Consider the following 17862-nt stretch of genomic DNA (forward strand, 5'->3'; position numbering starts at 1 on the left):
GCCGGATCCGGTACCGGATCCACGACCTCGCACGGGAGCACGCCCGGGAGCGCTGTCTGTCCGAGGAGAGCGCCGAGGACAGGAACGCCGCCGTGCTGCGGCTGGCGGGCCGCTGGCTGTCGATGGCGAAGGCCGCCGCCTCCCGCGGGCCGGGGGAGGCCTCGCGGCTGCTGGCCGCAGCCGGGGACGCCGGGCCCCTCGACTCGCACGTGCGCGATGAGCTGCTGGCCCGGCCCGCCGCCTGGTTCGCCGCCGAGCAGCCCTGTCTCGTCGCCGCCGTCAAGCACTGTGCCGACCACGGGCTGTCCCGTACGGCACGCGACCTGGCCGCCGCCGTGGTGGCCAGCTCGGCGGCCCAGTACAACCAGTTCGACGCGTGGTCCCGCTCGCACACCGTGGCGCTGGACGCGGTGCGCCGCACCGGGGACGCCGAGGGCGAGGCCTGGCTGCTGCACGGACTGGGGGAACTGCGCCTGCAGCAGGACCGGTTCGAGGAGGCGTACGCCTTCTTCGCCGAGGCGCTGTCCCTCTTCGAACGGACAGGCGTGCCCCGGGGCGTCGCGGGCGCGCTGGCCGGCATGGGCTCGGCCCGCCGCGAACAGGCCCGCTTCGACGAGGCCCTGCACCTGATGGGCCGCGCCCTTGCCTTGTACCGAAAACTGCGGGACACCACCGGCGAGGCTCATCAGTACTACAACATCGGCAGCGTGCACCGCGACCGGGGCGGGTACGACGAGGCGCGGCGCGAGCTGTCCCGGGCGCATGAGTTGTACGCGGCGGCCGGCAACCGGCACGGTGAGGCGCTCGCGCTGCGCGGACTGGCGCTGTGCCACCGAGCGCTGGGTGAACTCGGCGAGGCCGAAGCCCTGTTGGGCCGGGCGCTCGATCTCTTCGAGGAGACCGGGGACGTGTTCGGCGTGATGTACGCGGGGCAGTCGCTGGCGAAGGTCCACATCCGGCAGGGCCGGCTGCCCGAGGCGCGCGAGCGGCTCGACCGGTGCCTGGAGACCACCCGCGAGCGGCAGGACCGTTTCGGCCAGGCCTTGGTGCTCAGGACGCTCGGAGAATGGCAGCTGGCCGCCGGTGCCTGGGAGGCCGCGGCGGAGTGCCTGCACGCGGCGCTGGGGCTGTGGGAGGAGCTGGAACTGCCGCTGTGGCGCGCCCGGACGCTGCGCGACCTGGGCACGGTCGCGGCGGCACGAGGCGAGCGGGAGACGGCGCGCGCCCGGCGGGAGGAGGCACTGGAGATCTTCCGCGCGCTCGGCAGCCGCGAAGCCGACGAAGGCGACGCCGCGGACAACGCCGAGAAGGCGAACGCCTCCTGACCCTCTGCAGCCGGAGCTGCAGAGGATCTGCAGCGGTTCTGCAGAGGCCGCGCGCACGCTGTGAGCGTGACAGAGATCATCCTCCTCTCGGACCGGCGGGTCGCCGCCACCCCGGTCGCCGAGAACGGCGAACCGCTGGTCGACGCCCGCGAGATCCCCGCGCTGCGCGTCGACCCGCGTCAGGCCGACGAGGACGGGTCGTACGCCCACGTCCGGGCGGACGTGATGCGCCGGCTCCTGCTCGCCCAGGCCGCACTGCCCCACGGGGTCCGCCTGCTGATGGTGGAGGGTTTCCGCCCGCCCGAGCTGCAGCGCAGCTACTTCGACAGCTACGCCGACGAGATGCGCCTGGCCAACCCCGGCGCGGGCGCGGAGCGGATACGTGAGCTGGCGAGCGCGTACATCTCGCCGCCGGAGGTCGCTCCGCACGTCAGCGGCGGCGCCGTCGATCTGACGCTGTGCACCGAGGACGGCGCGGAACTGCCGCTCGGCACCGAGGTCAACGCCACTCCGGAGGAGAGCGACGGGGGCTGCCGCACGGCCGCCGTCAACATCGACGCGCGGTCCAGGGCCCACCGCGAGCTGCTGGGCCGGGCGATGACGGCGGCGGGTTTCGTCAACTACCCGACGGAGTGGTGGCACTGGTCGTTCGGCGACCGCTACTGGGCCCTGCTGACCGGGGCGTCGGCCGCCCGGTACGGGCCCGCCGCCCGCCGTACCCCGTAGCGGCCGCGCCCGCAGCCGGACCGCACCGCTCCATCGGCACCCTCGTCCCAACCGGCCGCACCGCTCATCGGCACCCTCGTCCCAACCAACCGCACCGCTCCACCGGCACCCATCGTGCCGCCCGACCGCACCACCCACCGGCACACCGTTCCGACCGACCCGACCGACCCGACTGACTGACTGACTGACTGACCGACTGACCGACCCGGGGGAAACACTGTGACGAGCACCTGCACCGCGATGACGTCCTCGATGCCCGAGACGGCGCACGCCAGACGGACCACCGCCGAGGCCGCGGCCCCAGCCGCCACCCTTACCGCTGCCGCTGCCGCTACCCCTGCCCCTGTGCCTGCCCCTGTGCCTGCCCCTGTGCCTGCCGCTGCCGCTGCCGCCGCCACCGATCACATGACCGCCGCCGAGTTCGACGAGGCGTTCACCGCCGCGATGCCGCGGCTGCGCAACCGGCTGCTGGCGCTGACGGGCAACCCGCACGACGCCGACGACCTGCTGCAGGAGACGTATCTGCGGCTGTCCCGCCGGGCCCGCGCCCGCGTGCTGGCCCGCCAGGAGCACCCGTACGCCTACACCTGCGCAGCCGCGCTGAACCTGCTGCGCGACTCCTGGCTGCGCCCGTCCCGCCGCGAGCACTGCACCGACCGGATGCCCGAGCAGAGCTGGGACGGCGGCTTCGCGGCACGGGAGGCCGCGGTCGTGGCGGTGGCGTTGCTGCGCTCTCTGTCGCCCAAGGAGGCGGCCGCGGTGATCCTCGTGGACATCGAGGGGCTCACTCACGACATGGCGGGCGAACGGCTCGGTGCCCACCGCGGGACCGTCCAGCGCAACCGGATGCGGGGCCTCGCCAAGATTCGCGCGGCGCTCGACGCATACGAGACGCCTTCCGGTCCCGTCTCCAGCACGGAGAACGACGAGCGCGCGATGCGCGACCGAACTCACGGGGAGACCACATGCGCCGCATGAACCGCAGGCTGGCGACGACGGCGGGAGTGCTGCTCGCCGCCTCCATCTGCTGTGCCGGAACGGCGACGGCCCACGCGCCACGGCCGACCGGGGCGCCGGCCCAGGCCACGACCACCGACTGCCGCCCCCTGGCGAACGCCTCCGCCCAGGCCCAGGCCATCATCGACGCCGCCTGCTCGCAGATCGGCGTGCCGTACTCCTGGGGTGGCGGTTCCATCAACGGGCCGACCTACGGGCAGGACTATCCCGGTGGCGGCCCGGGCGCCCACGACAGTCAGGTGAAGGGCTTCGACTGCGCGCACCTGGTGCAGTACGCGGCCTGGCAGGGGGCCCGCATCGCGCTGCCCGAGGGCACCTGGAACCAGGCCCGGTGGAGCGGAGCCACCGCCCGCTTCACACCCGGCCAGGGCCTGGCCCCGCTCCAGCCGGGCGACCTGGTGATGTGGGGCTCGGACCCGGCGAACCTCTCCAGCGTCCACCACATCGCCATCTACCTCGGCAACGGCAAGATGGTCGAGGCCCGTGAGTCGGGAACGACGGTGATGGTGAGCGACGTACGGCTCAACGCCCAGTATGCCGGCGCGCTGCGCATCACCGGCGGCGAACAACCGCCCGCGAACACCAAGCGGTTCATGACCTGGGGCACCGACGTCGCGCTGCGCGAGGAACCCAACACCGGAAGCCGTGTCGTGGTCCGGCTGCCCGGCCCCACCCCGCTCGACGTGCTGTGCCAGGTGCACGCGCAGATGGTGCACGCCGAGGGCTACAGCAACGACGCCTGGTCCTACGTCCCCAAGTACGACGCCTGGATCTCCAACATCTACATCGCCGACCCCGCCGCCTGGCTGCCCGGCGTCCCCACCTGCTGACCACCGCTCACTGAGCCACCCCGCCCCACCACATCGCACGGAGGAGAATCCGTCATGCGCACATCCAAGCGCACCCGTTCCATCGGCGTGCTCGCCGCCACCATCGTCGCGACGGCACTGGTCCCGCTCGCGGCCGGCTCCGCGCAGGCCGCGCCCACCGCCTACGCCGGGTTCTGTCCGGCCGCGGGACAGGTGACCCAGTGGTGGTCGACGACCGGTCACGACGGCATCGACATCGCCAACAGCATCGGCACCCCGATCTACGCGGCCGGAGCCGGCACCGTCATCGCCGCCGGTCCCGCCACCGGTTACGGCCTGTGGATCCGCATCAAGCACGACGACGGCACCGTGACCGAGTACGGCCACATGGACACGATCGGGGTGTCGACGGGCCAGCGCGTGAACGGCGGACAGCAGATCGCGACCATGGGCAACCGGGGTCAGTCCACCGGTCCCCACCTGCACTTCGAGGTGCAGGCCTCGACCGCCGGCGGCCGCGGCATCAATCCGGTCCCGTACATGGCGGAGCGGGGCGTGAGCCTGCCGTGCACGCCCGGCGGCGGCAACTCGGGCACGAACTTCACCACGTGGGGCACCTCCGTCAACGTCCGCGCCGACGCCCGGCTGAGCGCGGCGGTCGTGCGCACGCTCACCGGGCCGACCGCGGTGAAGGTGCAGTGCCAGAAGCGAGGCGACATGGTCCACGCCGAGGGCTACAGCAACGACGCCTGGTCCTACATCCCGGCGCTCGGCGGCTACATCACCAACATCTACATCGACCACCCGGCCGCCTGGCTGCCGGGGGTGCCCGAGTGCTGACCGGCCTCCGGGCCGGCGCCAGGGGCCTCGCGGCGGCGGCTCTGACCGCCGCGGCGCTCCTGTCCCCCGCCCTCACCGCGCCGGCGCAGGCGGCCGACTCCGCTCCCTGCACCCCGGACCCCAACTACCCCGGGCTGTACCGGTGCCCGATGTGGGGCACGGACATCAACATGCGCCTGGCGCCCGACCCGAACGCCGCGATCGGCGCCAAGGCGCCCAGCGACGGATACATCCAGGTGCAGTGCCAGGTCAGAGGCGGCCGCGCCACCTACGACGGCTACTGGCACACCTGGTGGGTCAAGACCCCGCCCTCGGGCATGGTCCCGGCCCTCTACATGAGCGAGATCTTCCTCGTCGGCGGCGGCAACGACGAGCGGGACTCGGGTCTGCCGGTCTGCTGAGCGGCAGACGAGCACACGCCTCGCCCCCGGAACCGCGCTCGGGTTCCGGGGGCGGGGTGTTTCCGGGAGAGCCGACGGTCAGCAGGGGTCGACGGAGTCCGACGGGTCGGCGCCGATGTTGACGTTGCCGCCCCAGACGTAGACGCCGGCGTACTGCGCGGAACCCATGCCGTCGAAGACGTTGCCGTAGTACCAGACGGAGGTGGTGTACCCGCCGGCGGTCACCGTCTGGCCGTACACGTAGCAGATGCCGTCCATGTAGTACCGGTCGACGGTCGGGCCGGTGTTGACCGCGATCCTGCTCTGGGTGTTCGCGGCGCTCCGGACGTTGCTGTTGGGCTGCAGCGAGACGTAGAACCCGTCGGGGCGGGCCTCCGCCGTACCGGCCGAGGCGAACAGGGAGAGGGCGGCGCCGGCGGCGACACCGGCGGCGGTGACACGGGTGCTGAGCAGGGACATCGTCGAAACGCTCCGTCGTATGAGGGACCCGGGGGTCGCGGTCGGCGGGAGCGGCGCGGAGCCGCCCCGCCCTGGAGACGGGGGCGGCGCCATCGCCGTATGAGCGGGGGCGCGATCCGTTTTCCTCCGAGCGGGTCTCATACGGGGCGGGCCGCGATCAGGTCCGGACAGTGAGGTGAGCACATCACCCTCGACCCCGCCGGCCGGATCCCGGGCGGCGCACACTCCACCTGCCCGAAGGGACACACCATGACGACGGCACTTCGGCGCATCACCCGCCTGAGCGGCACCGCGGCCCTGCTCGGCGCCCTCGCCCTCGGCGCCGGCACCGCCTCCGCCCAGCCCACCGCCTCCGCCCGACCAGCCGTCTCCGGCCAGCCGGCGGCGCGGACGGCCGCCGGCGAGCAGGCCGTAGCAGCCGCGGTCTTCACCACCTGGGCCACCGACGTGAACATGCGGCACGACCTGAACCATGTGAACGGCTGGGCCTGCCCGGAACACCCCTCCCCCGGCAACTGCCCGGACATCATCGGCCGCGCGCAGCCGGGCGACCAGCTGGAGATCTCCTGCCAGACGCGGGGCGAGACGGTCGGCGGCAACCCGTACTGGGTCTTCGCGCACAACCGCACCCGCGGCATCCACGGCTGGATGGCGAGCTACTTCATCGCCCACCCGGACGACGTGCTGCCCGGTGTGCCCACACCGTGCATGGGGCCGTGACCCGCCAGGCCCCGCGCGCCGCGCCGGTTCCGCCCGCCCCGGTGTCCGCCGGGGCGACACCCCTTCGAGAGAGGCCGACATGACGACATCGCGCACTCCCCTGACCGCTCGCGCCGCGACGAGAGCGGGAGTCCTGTTCGGGGCGGCGACGACCCTGCTGTGCACCCTCATGGGCGCCACCGCCACCGCCGGCACCACCGAGGCAGCACCGGACACGACCCCGTCGCCGTCCGTGGCGCAGGCCGAGATCCCCGCCGGGGTGACGGCAGGGGTCGCCGTGTTCGACCGGCAGACCGGCGCCTTCACCGAGCAGGTCAACAGCGCCGGGCAGTTCCGGTCGGCGTCCGTGGTCAAACTGCTCATCGCCCTGGACCTGCTGTGGAACCGCAGCCCCGACGCCCTCGCGGCGGCGGACAGATCCCGGATGGACGCCATGCTGCGCGGCAGCGACGACGCCGCGGCCAGCCACTTCTGGAGCGCCAACGGCTCCGGGGCCATCATCGACCGGATGGTCGCGCGGCTCGGCCTGACGGACACGGCCCGGCCCCCGTCCACCCACCCCGGGTACTGGGGATACACGGCCCTGTCGGCGCGCGACACCGTGAAGATCTACCGCCACCTGCTGGACTCCTCCCCCACCGCCGTGCGCGACTACGTCCTCGGCAATCTGCGGCAGTCCACCCGCTGCGCCACCGACGGCTACGACCAGCACTTCGGCATCGCGGGCTCCTTCGACCGCCCCTGGGCCGTCAAGCAGGGCTGGTCCGGCTTCAGCTCCGGCGGGTGCACGGCGACGGCCACCGCCGCGCCCCGCAGCGCGGACCAGGAGCGGACGGCGGCCGGGGCCGAGGCCGTCGACCTCGCGCGTCCGGCGCTGCACACGACCGGTGTGGTGGGCTCCGGTGACCGCTCCATCGTCGCCGTCCTCACGCTCCATCCGACCGGGACGGCATACGGCAAGGCCTACTCGGACGTGGGCCGGCTGACCCGCTCGCTGAACGTCCCCGGCGCCACGCGGCCGGCGGGCACCTGGATCGGCACGTGGGGCAGCGGCGTACGGGTCCGCGCCGAGGCGACGACCGCGGCGGCCCCGCTCACGACGCTGCCGGCCGGGGTCGAGGTCCTCGTGCGGTGCCAGAAGCGCGGCCAGCAGGTGAGTGTGCCGCCCTACGTCAACGACTGGTGGGCCTACCTGCCCCAGTACGGCGGCTTCATGAGCAACATCTACCTCAGTTCGCCGGAGAACCAGGTGCCTGGCGTGCCGGTGTGCTGACGGCCCGGCCACCGGAGGCGATCGAACGCTCAGGATGGCGTCGAGAGCGCCTCTGAGTCGAGGTTGCCGCGTCTTCTCGGAGACCGTCGCCCCGGTGCGGGGGTCTCCAGGGCGACGACAGCGATGGTGCGCACCCCGGCCGGGCTGGGAGCCGGACTGGTCACGGCCGCACCCGCCTCGGCGGGCGGCATCGCCGGCTTCCTCTCCCCCGCGTCAGCACCCTGTGCGCCGGCACCGCACAAGCGCCCACACGAACGGGACGACCACCCATGGGCGTCGGAGCAGCCAACGGCAACCTCGTTGCTTCGCCCGTCGCTCGGGCCGGGCCGGGACGGCCCCGCCGACGGCCGGATCGGGTCGTGGTCGACAAGGGCTACTCGGCCCGCACTCTCCGCGCCTGCCTGCGCAGACACGGAATCAGGACCACCGGCCCCGAACGCGTCGGCCGACTCGCGGCACCGGCAGCGGCGCCGGTGCCGGTGCCGGGACCTGCGAGCGGACCCTCCACGCGGCCGGCAGCGGCGTGGTGCAGGCGCGGGAGACCGGAAGGTCGCCTCGGCGTCGCGGTGTGGATGACAGGGTCGCGCGGCGCCACAGCTTGCCAGGGGCCACATTCCACGCAGGGCCACAGCTTGCCGGGGGCCGGATTTCACGCAGGGCGTCGCGGCCCGCTCCGACGTCCGAAATTTCACCTGTGACCTGGGTAATTCCACTCGGCGCCCATATGTCGGTAGCTTGAAAGGTGCCCTCTGCCAGTTCACAGGAGACTCATGCGCCCCCGTAAGCCCTCTGTCCCGCGTATAGCCGCGCTCCCGCCCGCCGTCCTGGCGGGCGGTGCGCTGACCATCGGCGCCGGCGGCCTGTATCTCGCCGGGCTGCTCGTCGCAGGCGGGGAGATCGAGGACGGCACGACCGTCCGTGGGGTGGACATCGGAGGCCTGAGCCGCGCCGAGGCGGTGCGGAAGCTGGAGGACTCCCTGCCCGCCGCGGGCCTGCAGAAGATCACCGTGCGCGCGGCCGGCCGTGAGGACACCGTCGAGACGCGGCAGGCCGGGCTTGCCTTCGACGCCGAGCGGACCGTGGACCGGGCCGCGCGCAGCGGCCTGGACCCGGTCGGCGCGATCAGCGGTCTGTTCCGCTCGGGCGGCGCCGTCGAACCCGTCGTCCAGGTGGACGAGGACAAGGCCCGCTCCGCCGTCGGGAAGCTGGCAAAGGCACACGACCGCACGCCCCGCGACGGCGCCGTCACGTTCGGCGACGGCAAGGTGCGGCAGGTCAATCCGCGCACCGGGTTCACCCTCGACCAGGACGCCTCCGTCGAAGCGCTGCGGGCGGCTTTCGAGCGGGGCGAGCGGAACGCGGTGACCGTGCTGCCGGGCCGTGAGACGCGGCCGAAGGTCGGGGCGGACGAGGTGCGGCGGGCGGTGCGCGAGTTCGCCCAGCCCGCCGTGTCGGCACCCGTCACGCTCACAGCCGGCGGTCAGCGCTTCACGGTCGGCCCCGGCGTGCTCGGCGAGCACCTGTCGCTGCGGCCGGACGACGGCGGGCGGCTGCGCCCGCACCTCGACGAGAAAGGGCTGCTCGCCGCCCCCGCGGTGGCCGAGCCGCTCGCCTCCCTGCCGACCACTCCGAAGAACGCCCGGCTCGGGCTCAACGGCGACAAGGCCGTCGTGACCGCCGACGGCACCTCCGCCCAGGAGGTCACCGCCAAGGCGCTGGGCAAGGCCGTCATGCCCCTGCTCACCAAGTCCGGTGCCGCCCGCACCGGCGAGATCGCCACGCGCACGACCCAGCCGGATCTCACGCGCGAGAACGCCGCCCGGCTCGGCCTGACGGAGAAGGTGTCCTCCTTCACCGTCAACTTCGAACCGGCCGCCTACCGCACCCAGAACGTGGGCCGGGCCGTGGAACTCATCAACGGCTCCCTCGTCAAGCCGAACGAGACCTGGAGCTTCAACCGCACCGTCGGGGAGCGCACGAAGGCCAACGGCTTCACCGACGGCATCATGATCCTCGACGACCAGTACACCAAGGCGCCCGGCGGCGGGGTCTCCGCCGTGGCCACCACGGTCTTCAACGCCATGTTCTTCGCCGGGGTCAAGCCCGTGGAGCACGGAGCCCACTCCTTCTACATCGAGCGGTACCCCGAAGGCCGGGAGGCCACGGTCGCCTGGGGCAGCCTCGACCTGCGGTTCACCAACGACACCGGCAACGCCCTCTACATCGAGGCCCAGTCCACCGAGACCTCCGTGACCATCACCTTCCTCGGCACCAAGAAGTACGACGAGATCAAGTCGGTGAAGGGCCCGCGCACCGAGGTGCGGGAGCCGGAGCGGAAGGTGAGCACCGACAAGGAGTGCGTGCCGCAGACCCCGCTCCAGGGGTTCGACGTCACCGTCCAGCGGGTCTTCTACGACGGCGGCCGCGAGGTGAAGCGGGAACCGTTCCGTACGCACTACACCCCGCGCGACGAGATCGTCTGCCGCAGCCCCGAGGACACGCCGGACGCGGCGAACCGGGCGAGCGCGACGAACGCGTCGGGCGTGGAGCAGTCGCTCTTCGACCTCGCCGGGCTGGGGCTGTAGGGCTCCCGCCGCGACTCCACGACGATCTCCAGGCCCGTGAGCCGGGCCGAGCGGGCCGCACCGGCCTCGCTGCCCACAGGGGGTCCAGCCAGGTACGGCCGGCCCCCGTTACCGCCTGACCGAGCCCGAACTCCGCGAGCTGTTCGCGCAACTGCAGGTCAAGAACGGGGTCCGTGCTGGTGGTCGTCGACCAGCCGGCCTCGATCGGTGTGCACTGCGGGCGGCGGCCGCGAGGGGCAGGGGACGCCGGTCGCCCATCTGCCAGGTCTGACGATGCGACGGATCGCCGGCCTCCACCGCGGTGAGGCCATGTGCACTCCCCGCGGCCGGTGTCGTGCATCGCGGGGGACTGTCCAGGCCGTCGTCGGTCGGCACGCCGACAACACCTATGACGTCGCCCGGATCGCGGAGATGTCGAACTGCAGCCGGACTTTCTCGCTCACCATGGTGCCGCCCGCCGTGAGTCTCTGGTTGTAGACCAGGCCCCACTCGGTGCGGTCGATGGTGGTGGTGCCGTCGAAGCCGGCTCGTTCGTAGCCGAAGGGGTCCAGGACCGAGCCGAGGTAGTCGAGTTGCAGGTCCACGGGCCGGGTGACCCCGCGGATGGTCAGGTCCCCGGTCATGCGGAAGCTCTCTCCCCCCTCGTGAAGGGTGGACGTGCTGCGGAAGGTCATCTCCGGGTAGCGGCGCGCGTCGAAGAAGTCGGGTCCGACGAGGTGCGCGTCCCGTTGCTCCACGCCCGTGTCGACGCTGGCGACCCGGATGACGAGGTCGGCCCGTGACTCGGTGGGCCGTGCTCCGTCGAAGTACAAGGTGCTGTCGTAGTCGGTGAAAGCCCCGCGCACCGTCGTGACCATGGCGTGCCGCACGGAGAATCCGATGCGGCTGTGCGGGCGATCGATGGTCCATCGCCCGGTCAGCGCGCGAAGTGCCGGGTCCAGCGCGACACCCCGGGACGCGGTCTCCGCAACGGATGTGCCCCCGTCGGCGGCCGGGGTCCACTCGATGCCGGCGGTCTGGCGACGGCTGAAGATACCCATGATTGTGAGCCTTTCCCATCTGATCGCTCCGTGCTACCACGGCAAGGCCGGGCGCTGCCCGGCGAGATGGGTGAGCTCGTCCGGGTTACATGCAGTCGACTGCAAAGCTGCACGAGATCAACATGATGTGCTGTGCGGAATGCCGAACCGGTCGTCCGGCATGACTCCCTCTCCTTGCCGGAGTACGTCCACGCCTCCGCCTTGCGGGCGCATGACCCGCGTCGGCGGGACCACCCGCCGAAACAGCGTCCGCAACTCGTCCGGCACCGGCCCTCCACCCGGAGGATCAGGCCAGCTCGAAGCGGACCAGGTTCGTTCGCCGCCACCCGCCTCTCCGTATGATCTTCCGACCGCGACGGGGAGGATCGACATCATGGCGCGCAACCGGAGACACGGCCGTGGAAACGACGCGGAGAGCGAGAAGGACGAGGGGTGCTGCGCGGGAACGCTGGACACGCTGACGCACCCGTGCTGCTGTGGCGGTGTGTGGACGCAGGCGGCCGTGCTGCTGGCCGTCCTGCGCCCTTCGCTCACGGCCGCCGGACACGGCGCGGACCCGGCCGCGCCCGTTCCGGGCGGCCGGATGGCCTCCGCGATGTACCGGTTCGTACGGCACTATCGCGTCGCGGTCAGCCCGACCCGGCCCGCGTGCTGCCCGTACACCCCGAGCTGCTCCACCTATGCGGTCAAGGCGCTCCACCGCCACGGCGCGCTCCGCGGCAGCCGCCTGATCCTGGCGCGGCTGCTGCGCTGCCGGCCGGGTGCCGCCCGCCGCAGGGGCTCGTACGACCCGGTGCCGCCGCGGCGCGGCTGACCGCTGGACGGTCGGGAGATCAGGGGAACCCGTACCCGGAGAAGTCGGCGACGTGGACGTATCCGATGCGCTGGTAGAGGGCGTTGCTGGTGGGGTTGGCCGGGTCCGCGAACAGGACGACGTCCGTCGCGCCCGCGGTCAGCGCCGCCCTGCTCACCTCGGCCGTCACGGCACCCGCGTAGCCGCGGCGCCGGAGGGGGGCCGGGGTGTGGACGGGGTCCACCCGGACCATGCCGCCGACCATCGACGTCGAGCCCGCCATGGAGACGGGAACGCCGTCCGGGGTCTCCCAGAAGGTGAAGTGCTTGTCCGCGAAACGGGTACCGTCCCACGAGCCGGCGTCGATGGCGTCCACCGAGACATGCTCGCCGACGTCCACGCAGAACTCGCGGCACCAGCGCACGACGTGCTCATGGTCCTCCTCGCCCGCCGCCCGGCCCCGCCCCTGCGGGCGCGGCTGCGGCGGGGTGAGCGTGCCGAGGCGGTAAAGACGAGTCCGCCAGAAGGGGACGGGCGCTGCGCCGGTGTGCCGCTGCCAGGTCTCGGCGAACGCGGCGGCGGTTCGGCGGTCCGCGATGACGTCGGAAAGGGCGTGGCCGAGACGGGCGAGGTGAGCGGCGAGGGTGCCGGCCTGCTCGGCGAAGAGGGGCGTGAGGCCCAGTCGGCCGCGCGGCGTGCGGTAGAAGACGGCTCGGACCTCGCCTTCCGACTCCAGCCGGCCGAAGACGGCACCTCCGGCACCGTGTGCGTCCGCCCCGCGTGCTCGCAGTCTCTCGAGATCCGTCAGCGCCGTGTTGTGCAGGGCGGGGCGTGAACGCAGGAAATTACCGGCCCGGCCGAGGAAGTCGTCGATGTCTTCGGTGAGTTGCCAGTCGTCCGGGAGCATGCTCGATGATCCCGCAGGCGCCCGGCCCGGGGGAACACCGCCGTGGAGGCCACCGCCGGCCGGAACCGAGCGGCGCCGTACGCGAGTCATGAGGACGTATGCAACACGGCCACGTGATCGCAGGCCGCCCCGATCCGGGGCCGCCTCGGCCACCGGCCACCCCGATCACCGGAAAGCCTTCATGACCGCCTCCTTCAGTGACCAGCTCCTCACCCTGGCCCGGCCGAACCTCGCCTGGGTGTGCGAACAGCTCGACCTCTTCGACTCCCTGGTGCCCGCCGGCGTGGTGTCCTTCGACCGGGACGAGCCGTCCGTCACCCGCTCGGGCATCACCCTGCGCGCCCATGTCGTCGGCACCTACGCCCTGGACGGCACCTGGATGTGGGCCTGGGCCAACGACTCCTACCGGGACAGCCCCATCGCGGCCCGCTCCGGGGAGCTGCGCGAGCTGGGCGAGCGCGCCGGTGTCCCGGAGCTGACCGAGCCCATGCCGGACCTCAACCACTTCCCCGACCCGCGGCTGGCCGCCGACCACCTGCTGCTGATGTGCATGGGGCTGCTCGACGCCCGGGGCGGGGTGATCTGCGCCGTGAACGAACGCGGCCGGCTGTTCATGGTCGTCGACGACCCCGCCGTGCCCCGGGCCGAGCCGCGCCCCGCCCGGCTGACCACGGCCCTGCGCAACGGTGCCGCGCTGCTGCCCGGTCCGGCGCTGAAGCCGGTGCAGGGCTGGTTCGCCCGGCACGGAGTCGATCCGGTGTACGGACCGGGCCGGGTGGAGGGCGTACTCGACGGGGGTGACCGTGTCGTGGTGACCCTGGGCGACGAGGAGGTCACCGGCGTCGAGGTCACCGGGCCCGGCGGGGGCGCGCCCGGCTGCGGCACGGCCGGTGAGCAGGAACTGGACGGGGCGCGCCGCTCCCCCGACGCGCCGCACCGGACGTTCCCCCGGCCGCTGCTGGCCGTGGCGGCCCGGGAGATGGCCTTCTCGATCCTGCGGACGCGGGCGATGGTCCAGTACGCGGACGACCACCTCGCCTTCGACGGCCGCGCGCCCCTGTGGGACGAGCAGGCCGGGGAGCTGCGGTTCCCCGGCGGGGGCCTGAAGGCCCGCCGCCTCGGCTCGTACGACGCCGAGGAGGGCTGGTTCCGGTGGGCGCCGGACACGGAGGACATCCGCGACCGGTTCCGGCAGGCGGCCGGACTCGGTGCCGCGGAGGCCGAGGACCTGCCGGAGCTGTCCGGCGAGCGGCTCGACCTCACCGCGTACGGTCCGCGGGAGGCTGTCGCCGTCGCCCTGGCCCGCACCGCGGCGAACGTGGCGGGCCACACCTTCACCTCGCTCGGCAACCATTTCCTCGTGGTCACCGACGAGCGTCTTTCCGGCACCGGGACGATCGACCTCGACGCGGCCGTGACGGACATCCGCGGCGGCGCGAGCTGGCTCCAGGGGCTGGTGGAGCAGGAGACCCGCGACGAGACCATGCGGTCGCTGGCCCGGTCGTACTTCGAGCGGCTCGGACTGCAGGTGTGGCACTACGGGCAGCCCGACTTCATCAGCGGCGTGACGGGCCTGTACGAGGTGCGGGTGTACTTCGCGCCCGACGGCACCATCACCCACGTGGCACCCGGGATGGTGATGGGCGCCCCCCTGTGACGCGCGGACGGCTCCCGCTCGCTCGGCACGGCGGCGAGTGACGTCCGCCGCCGCGCCGAGCGCCCTTCCGTTCGCTCAGCGGATCCTCAGATCCGGATAACGATCCGGTCACCAAGTTGCGCCACTTCCCCCATTCGTGGGGTTTGTCCGCTTCCTGGCGTGGCCTGGGTCACAGTCAGTCGTCACTCCGCGTGATAAACCTTCCCGACCACCTGCCGGACGACACCCATGTCCGCGCAGGGGCGCTGAGCCGGCCGACCGCCGGTATGCAACTCCAGCAGTGTCCGGGGGATCGGAACCCGATCTGACGCCGAGAGCGGTGCAGGTCGGTATGGAGCGGAAAGGCGCACCACACATGACCTCAGTGCAGGTCGACAAGCACAGCAACGGCAAGGGCGACGGAGCCTCGGGAGGCGTTCCCGAGGAGGGTTACGAGCGCGGGCTCGGCAGCCGTCAGGTCCAGATGATCGCGATCGGCGGCGCCATCGGCGTAGGCCTCTTCCTGGGCGCGGGCGCGAACATCGAGAAGGCCGGCCCCAGCCTCATCCTCATGTACGCCCTCGCCGGCGTGATCGTGTTCTTCATCATGCGGGCGCTCGGCGAGCTGCTCCTGTACCGACCGGTGTCGGGCTCCTTCGCGGAGTACGCCCGCGAGTTCCTCGGCCCGTTCTTCGGATTCGTGACCGGGTGGACGTACTGGCTCATGTGGGTCGTCACCGGCATGGCCGAGCTGACAGCCGCGGCGATCTACGTGAACTACTGGTTCCCCGAGATTCCGCAGTGGGTCACCGCCCTGGTCTTCCTGGTCGTCCTCTACCTGGCCAACCTCATCTCGGTGAAGATCTTCGGCGAGATCGAGTTCTGGTTCTCGATGGTCAAGGTCACCGCCCTCGTCGGCATGATCGTGATCGGCCTCGGCGTCGTCACCCTCGGCTTCAGCCAGGCCGGTGACACCGCCGCGGTGTCCAACATCTGGGCCCACGACGGCATCTTCCCCAAGGGCATCGGCTCCAGCCTGATGACTCTGCAGGGCGTCATGTTCGCCTACCTCGCCGTCGAACTGGTCGGCGTCACCGCGGGCGAGTCGGAGAACCCGGAGAAGACCCTCCCCAAGGCCATCAACACGCTGCCGTGGCGGATCATCGTCTTCTACGTCGGCGCGCTCAGCGTGATCCTGATGGTGGTCAAGTGGACCGAGTTCGAGGCGGGCGTGAGCCCCTTCGTGGCGGCCTTCGCGAAGATCGGCATCCCGGCGGGCGCGGCGATCGTCAACTTCGTCGTCCTGACGGCCGCGCTGTCGTCCTGCAACTCCGGCATGTACTCCACGGGCCGCATGCTGCGGGGCCTGGCCGCCAACGCCGAGGCGCCGAAGGCGCTCGGGAAGCTGAGCTCCACCAAGACGCCGGCCATCGGCATCACCCTCTCCGCCGCCCTGATGGGCATCGGCGTGGTCCTCAACTACGTCGTCCCGGAGAAGGCCTTCGGTTACGTCACCTCGGTGGCCACCGCCGCCGGCATCTGGACCTGGCTGATGATCCTCGTCAGCCACATCCTCTACCGCCGCGCGGTCGTCGCCGGCCGCCTGCCGGCCTCGTCCTTCCCCGCCCCCGGCGGCACCGTGTGCAGCTGGATCGCCGTGGCGTTCCTGCTCATGGTGACCGTGCTCATCGCCATCGACCCCGACAGCCGCGTCTCGCTGTACGTGGGCGCCGGCTGGGCCGTGTGCCTGGCGATCGGCTGGGCGATCCTGAAGGCTCGCAGCCCGCACGTCACGGCCCGCGACGCGGACGGTGACGGAGGCAAGCCGCTGGAGACCGCGGGACGCCCGCGAGGCTGACCGCACCCTGATGAGGCGGGGCACCCCTGGCAACCGTGCCAGGGGTGCCCCGCCGACGTCGTAGGACCGCGGGCCTGGGCCGATCATCGACCCTGAGGAGCGCAGTGGTCCGCCGCTGGGTACGAGTGAGCGCATGATCGATGTGCTGCAGGCGGGACTGTGGGGGCTGGTGGCGGGGTCGGCGCTGCTGCTGGGGGCGGTGATCGGCTTCGGGCTGCGGGTACCGCCGACGGCGATCGCCCTGGTGATGGCGTTCGGCGCGGGGGTGCTGATCTCCGCGGTCTCCTTCGAGCTGGTCACCGAGGCCTACGATCAGGCCGGGCTGGCCCCGGCGGCGATCGGCACGATCGTCGGCGCGGGCGCCTACACCGTCGGCAACCTCTGGCTGGCCCGTCGCGGTGCCCGGCACCGCAAACGCTCCGGCCGCCACCAGGCGCACGCGCAGCCGTCCGAAGCGCAGCAGGGCGGCTCCGGACTGGCGCTGGCGCTCGGTGCGCTGCTGGACGGGGTGCCCGAGTCGGCCGTGATCGGGGTGAGCCTGCTGGACGGCGGCGCGGTCAGCCTGGTGACCGTGGCGGCCGTGTTCATCAGCAATGTCCCGGAAGGGCTGTCCAGCTCCGCCGGGATGAAGCGAGCGGGCCGCAGCAGGACGTACGTCTTCGGCGTGTGGGGCGCGATCGCCGCAGCCAGTACCGTGTCGGCCGTCCTCGGCTACACCGTCGTCGGCGCCTTCTCCCCTGCGGTGATCGCTGCCGTGACGGCGGTGGCGGCCGGAGCGATCCTGGCGATGATCGCCGACACGATGATCCCGGAAGCCTTCGAGGACGCCCACCTGGCCATCGGGCTGGTCACGGTCGGCGGCTTCCTCGTCTCCTTCGCCTTGTCCCATGCGTGAGCGGCGCGCGACCAGCGGCGGGGCCGCCTCCTCACCTCGGGAGGGCGACGCCTGGGTTCAGCCGGGACCGGCCGTGGTGAGGTGGGTGAGGACGCACCGCCAGCAGCCATCGCGGCGTACGAACACGTCCGTCACCCACTCGTCGGCGTCGAACCGCTGCCCGCGGTAGTACGCCGTGTTCGTCATCCGCCCGGTCACCACGGCCGTGTCACCCGAGTCACCGTGGACGCGGACGCGCGGCGTACCGACATGCCTCATCGAGGAGTGGGTCAGATCCCCCGAGCGGACGAGGGCGAGGAACTCGTCGCGCGTGCCGATGCCCCGCCCGGAGACGATCACCCAGTCATCCGTCACGAACGAGGCGATCAGGTCGGCGTCGTCGGAGACGATGGCCGCCGCCCAGTCCCGCTCACGGGCGATCAACTCCTCGGCCACGCGTCCGCTGTCCCTCATGTCCGCACACTATGGCGTCCACTGCGCACGGGCCACGACACGGTGGCGGCGTGTCGGCACACCCGATCCGGCAACGGCGCCCCGTCCGAGCCGGCCGGAGGACGCCGGCCGGCTCGGACGGGGCG

General features: G+C 72.3%; 17 protein-coding genes. 13 read left to right on the forward strand and 4 right to left on the reverse strand.

What is annotated here, in order from left to right:
* The 6 genes from CCN42_RS29400 to CCN42_RS29425 all read left to right on the forward strand — a co-directional run.
* On the forward strand, nucleotides 1–1325 hold a 1325-nt coding region (locus tag CCN42_RS29400; RefSeq protein WP_143662050.1), incomplete at its 5' end, for a tetratricopeptide repeat protein.
* Between the two features lie 66 nt (nucleotides 1326–1391).
* Entirely contained in the window at nucleotides 1392–2051 is a 660-nt protein-coding gene (locus CCN42_RS29405; protein ID WP_086740180.1) for a M15 family metallopeptidase, read from the forward strand.
* 405 nt (nucleotides 2052–2456) lie between these two features.
* A complete protein-coding gene (locus CCN42_RS29410; protein ID WP_086740155.1) occupies nucleotides 2457–3029 on the forward strand; it encodes an RNA polymerase sigma factor in 573 nt (190 codons plus the stop codon).
* Nucleotides 3017–3898 (forward strand): NlpC/P60 family protein, encoded by an 882-nt coding sequence (locus CCN42_RS29415; RefSeq protein ID WP_086740157.1) that lies wholly within the window; start codon nucleotides 3017–3019, stop codon nucleotides 3896–3898. Before CCN42_RS29410 ends, CCN42_RS29415 begins: the two co-directional genes overlap by 13 nt.
* Nucleotides 3899–3952: 54 nt before the next feature.
* Nucleotides 3953–4717, forward strand: a complete 765-nt coding sequence (locus tag CCN42_RS44905; protein WP_086740159.1) for a peptidoglycan DD-metalloendopeptidase family protein — start codon at nucleotides 3953–3955, stop codon at nucleotides 4715–4717.
* Nucleotides 4711–5118 carry a hypothetical protein gene (locus CCN42_RS29425; RefSeq protein ID WP_086740161.1) on the forward strand — a complete coding sequence of 136 codons (408 nt, stop codon included), beginning with the start codon at nucleotides 4711–4713 and terminating at the stop codon, nucleotides 5116–5118. Before CCN42_RS44905 ends, CCN42_RS29425 begins: the two co-directional genes overlap by 7 nt.
* Before the next feature lie 78 nt (nucleotides 5119–5196).
* On the opposite strand, the gene CCN42_RS29430 is transcribed toward CCN42_RS29425, so the two are convergent.
* Nucleotides 5197–5577: a hypothetical protein gene (locus tag CCN42_RS29430; RefSeq protein WP_086740162.1), complete on the reverse strand. Its 381-nt coding sequence runs from the start codon at nucleotides 5575–5577 to the stop codon at nucleotides 5197–5199.
* Nucleotides 5578–5826: 249 nt separating this feature from the next.
* Here CCN42_RS29430 and CCN42_RS29435 point away from each other — a divergent pair, with 249 nt between their 5' ends.
* The 3 genes from CCN42_RS29435 to CCN42_RS29445 all read left to right on the forward strand — a co-directional run bounded on the left by CCN42_RS29435 (nucleotide 5827) and on the right by CCN42_RS29445 (nucleotide 10155).
* A complete protein-coding gene (locus CCN42_RS29435) occupies nucleotides 5827–6297 on the forward strand; it encodes a hypothetical protein (RefSeq protein WP_086740164.1) in 471 nt (156 codons plus the stop codon).
* A gap of 79 nt (nucleotides 6298–6376) precedes the next feature.
* Complete coding sequence (locus CCN42_RS29440; protein WP_386582178.1) at nucleotides 6377–7570, forward strand: hypothetical protein; 1194 nt, start codon at nucleotides 6377–6379, stop codon at nucleotides 7568–7570.
* Between the two features lie 770 nt (nucleotides 7571–8340).
* Nucleotides 8341–10155: a VanW family protein gene (locus CCN42_RS29445; RefSeq protein WP_086740165.1), complete on the forward strand. Its 1815-nt coding sequence runs from the start codon at nucleotides 8341–8343 to the stop codon at nucleotides 10153–10155.
* Nucleotides 10156–10541: 386 nt separating this feature from the next.
* On the opposite strand, the gene CCN42_RS29450 is transcribed toward CCN42_RS29445, so the two are convergent.
* The gene (locus CCN42_RS29450) at nucleotides 10542–11195 is read right to left on the reverse strand and encodes a YceI family protein (protein WP_086740167.1); all 654 of its coding nucleotides are present in this window, start codon (nucleotides 11193–11195) and stop codon (nucleotides 10542–10544) included.
* A 373-nt stretch (nucleotides 11196–11568) separates the two neighbouring features.
* Here CCN42_RS29450 and yidD point away from each other — a divergent pair, with 373 nt between their 5' ends.
* Nucleotides 11569–12009: a membrane protein insertion efficiency factor YidD gene (gene yidD, locus CCN42_RS44915; protein WP_245877525.1), complete on the forward strand. Its 441-nt coding sequence runs from the start codon at nucleotides 11569–11571 to the stop codon at nucleotides 12007–12009.
* A gap of 19 nt (nucleotides 12010–12028) precedes the next feature.
* Here the strand turns inward: yidD and CCN42_RS29460 are convergent, their stop codons facing one another.
* Nucleotides 12029–12895, reverse strand: coding sequence for a GNAT family N-acetyltransferase (locus CCN42_RS29460; protein WP_086740169.1), 867 nt, complete (start codon nucleotides 12893–12895; stop codon nucleotides 12029–12031).
* Between the two features lie 181 nt (nucleotides 12896–13076).
* Here CCN42_RS29460 and CCN42_RS29465 point away from each other — a divergent pair, with 181 nt between their 5' ends.
* The 3 genes from CCN42_RS29465 (at nucleotide 13077) to CCN42_RS29475 (ending at nucleotide 17284) form a co-directional block, all read left to right on the forward strand.
* A complete protein-coding gene (locus CCN42_RS29465) occupies nucleotides 13077–14552 on the forward strand; it encodes a DUF6882 domain-containing protein (protein WP_086740170.1) in 1476 nt (491 codons plus the stop codon).
* A 355-nt stretch (nucleotides 14553–14907) separates the two neighbouring features.
* A complete protein-coding gene (locus CCN42_RS29470; RefSeq protein ID WP_086740172.1) occupies nucleotides 14908–16389 on the forward strand; it encodes an amino acid permease in 1482 nt (493 codons plus the stop codon).
* 133 nt (nucleotides 16390–16522) lie between these two features.
* Nucleotides 16523–17284 carry a ZIP family metal transporter gene (locus CCN42_RS29475; protein ID WP_107427658.1) on the forward strand — a complete coding sequence of 254 codons (762 nt, stop codon included), beginning with the start codon at nucleotides 16523–16525 and terminating at the stop codon, nucleotides 17282–17284.
* Between the two features lie 57 nt (nucleotides 17285–17341).
* Here CCN42_RS29475 and CCN42_RS29480 read toward each other — a convergent pair whose 3' ends face one another.
* The gene (locus tag CCN42_RS29480) at nucleotides 17342–17737 is read right to left on the reverse strand and encodes a nuclear transport factor 2 family protein (protein WP_086740176.1); all 396 of its coding nucleotides are present in this window, start codon (nucleotides 17735–17737) and stop codon (nucleotides 17342–17344) included.
* Nucleotides 17738–17862: the final 125 nt, after the last annotated feature.

Origin of the sequence: Streptomyces glaucescens (assembly GCF_002154375.1) — a bacterium.
GTDB classification, from domain to species: domain Bacteria; phylum Actinomycetota; class Actinomycetes; order Streptomycetales; family Streptomycetaceae; genus Streptomyces; species Streptomyces glaucescens.

What these genes read in the sequence shown, in the direction of transcription:
- CCN42_RS29410 (WP_086740155.1), top strand. Translation starts at nt 2,457, where the DNA reads ATGACCGCCGCCGAGTTCGACGAGGCGTTCACCGCCGCGATGCCGCGG.
- CCN42_RS29415 (WP_086740157.1), top strand. Translation starts at nt 3,017, where the DNA reads ATGCGCCGCATGAACCGCAGGCTGGCGACGACGGCGGGAGTGCTGCTC.
- CCN42_RS44905 (WP_086740159.1), top strand. Translation starts at nt 3,953, where the DNA reads ATGCGCACATCCAAGCGCACCCGTTCCATCGGCGTGCTCGCCGCCACC.
- CCN42_RS29430 (WP_086740162.1), bottom strand. Translation starts at nt 5,577, where the DNA reads ATGTCCCTGCTCAGCACCCGTGTCACCGCCGCCGGTGTCGCCGCCGGC.
- CCN42_RS29435 (WP_086740164.1), top strand. Translation starts at nt 5,827, where the DNA reads ATGACGACGGCACTTCGGCGCATCACCCGCCTGAGCGGCACCGCGGCC.
- CCN42_RS29440 (WP_386582178.1), top strand. Translation starts at nt 6,377, where the DNA reads ATGACGACATCGCGCACTCCCCTGACCGCTCGCGCCGCGACGAGAGCG.
- CCN42_RS29445 (WP_086740165.1), top strand. Translation starts at nt 8,341, where the DNA reads ATGCGCCCCCGTAAGCCCTCTGTCCCGCGTATAGCCGCGCTCCCGCCC.
- CCN42_RS29450 (WP_086740167.1), bottom strand. Translation starts at nt 11,195, where the DNA reads ATGGGTATCTTCAGCCGTCGCCAGACCGCCGGCATCGAGTGGACCCCG.
- yidD (WP_245877525.1), top strand. Translation starts at nt 11,569, where the DNA reads ATGGCGCGCAACCGGAGACACGGCCGTGGAAACGACGCGGAGAGCGAG.
- CCN42_RS29460 (WP_086740169.1), bottom strand. Translation starts at nt 12,895, where the DNA reads ATGCTCCCGGACGACTGGCAACTCACCGAAGACATCGACGACTTCCTC.
- CCN42_RS29465 (WP_086740170.1), top strand. Translation starts at nt 13,077, where the DNA reads ATGACCGCCTCCTTCAGTGACCAGCTCCTCACCCTGGCCCGGCCGAAC.
- CCN42_RS29470 (WP_086740172.1), top strand. Translation starts at nt 14,908, where the DNA reads ATGACCTCAGTGCAGGTCGACAAGCACAGCAACGGCAAGGGCGACGGA.
- CCN42_RS29475 (WP_107427658.1), top strand. Translation starts at nt 16,523, where the DNA reads ATGATCGATGTGCTGCAGGCGGGACTGTGGGGGCTGGTGGCGGGGTCG.
- CCN42_RS29480 (WP_086740176.1), bottom strand. Translation starts at nt 17,737, where the DNA reads ATGAGGGACAGCGGACGCGTGGCCGAGGAGTTGATCGCCCGTGAGCGG.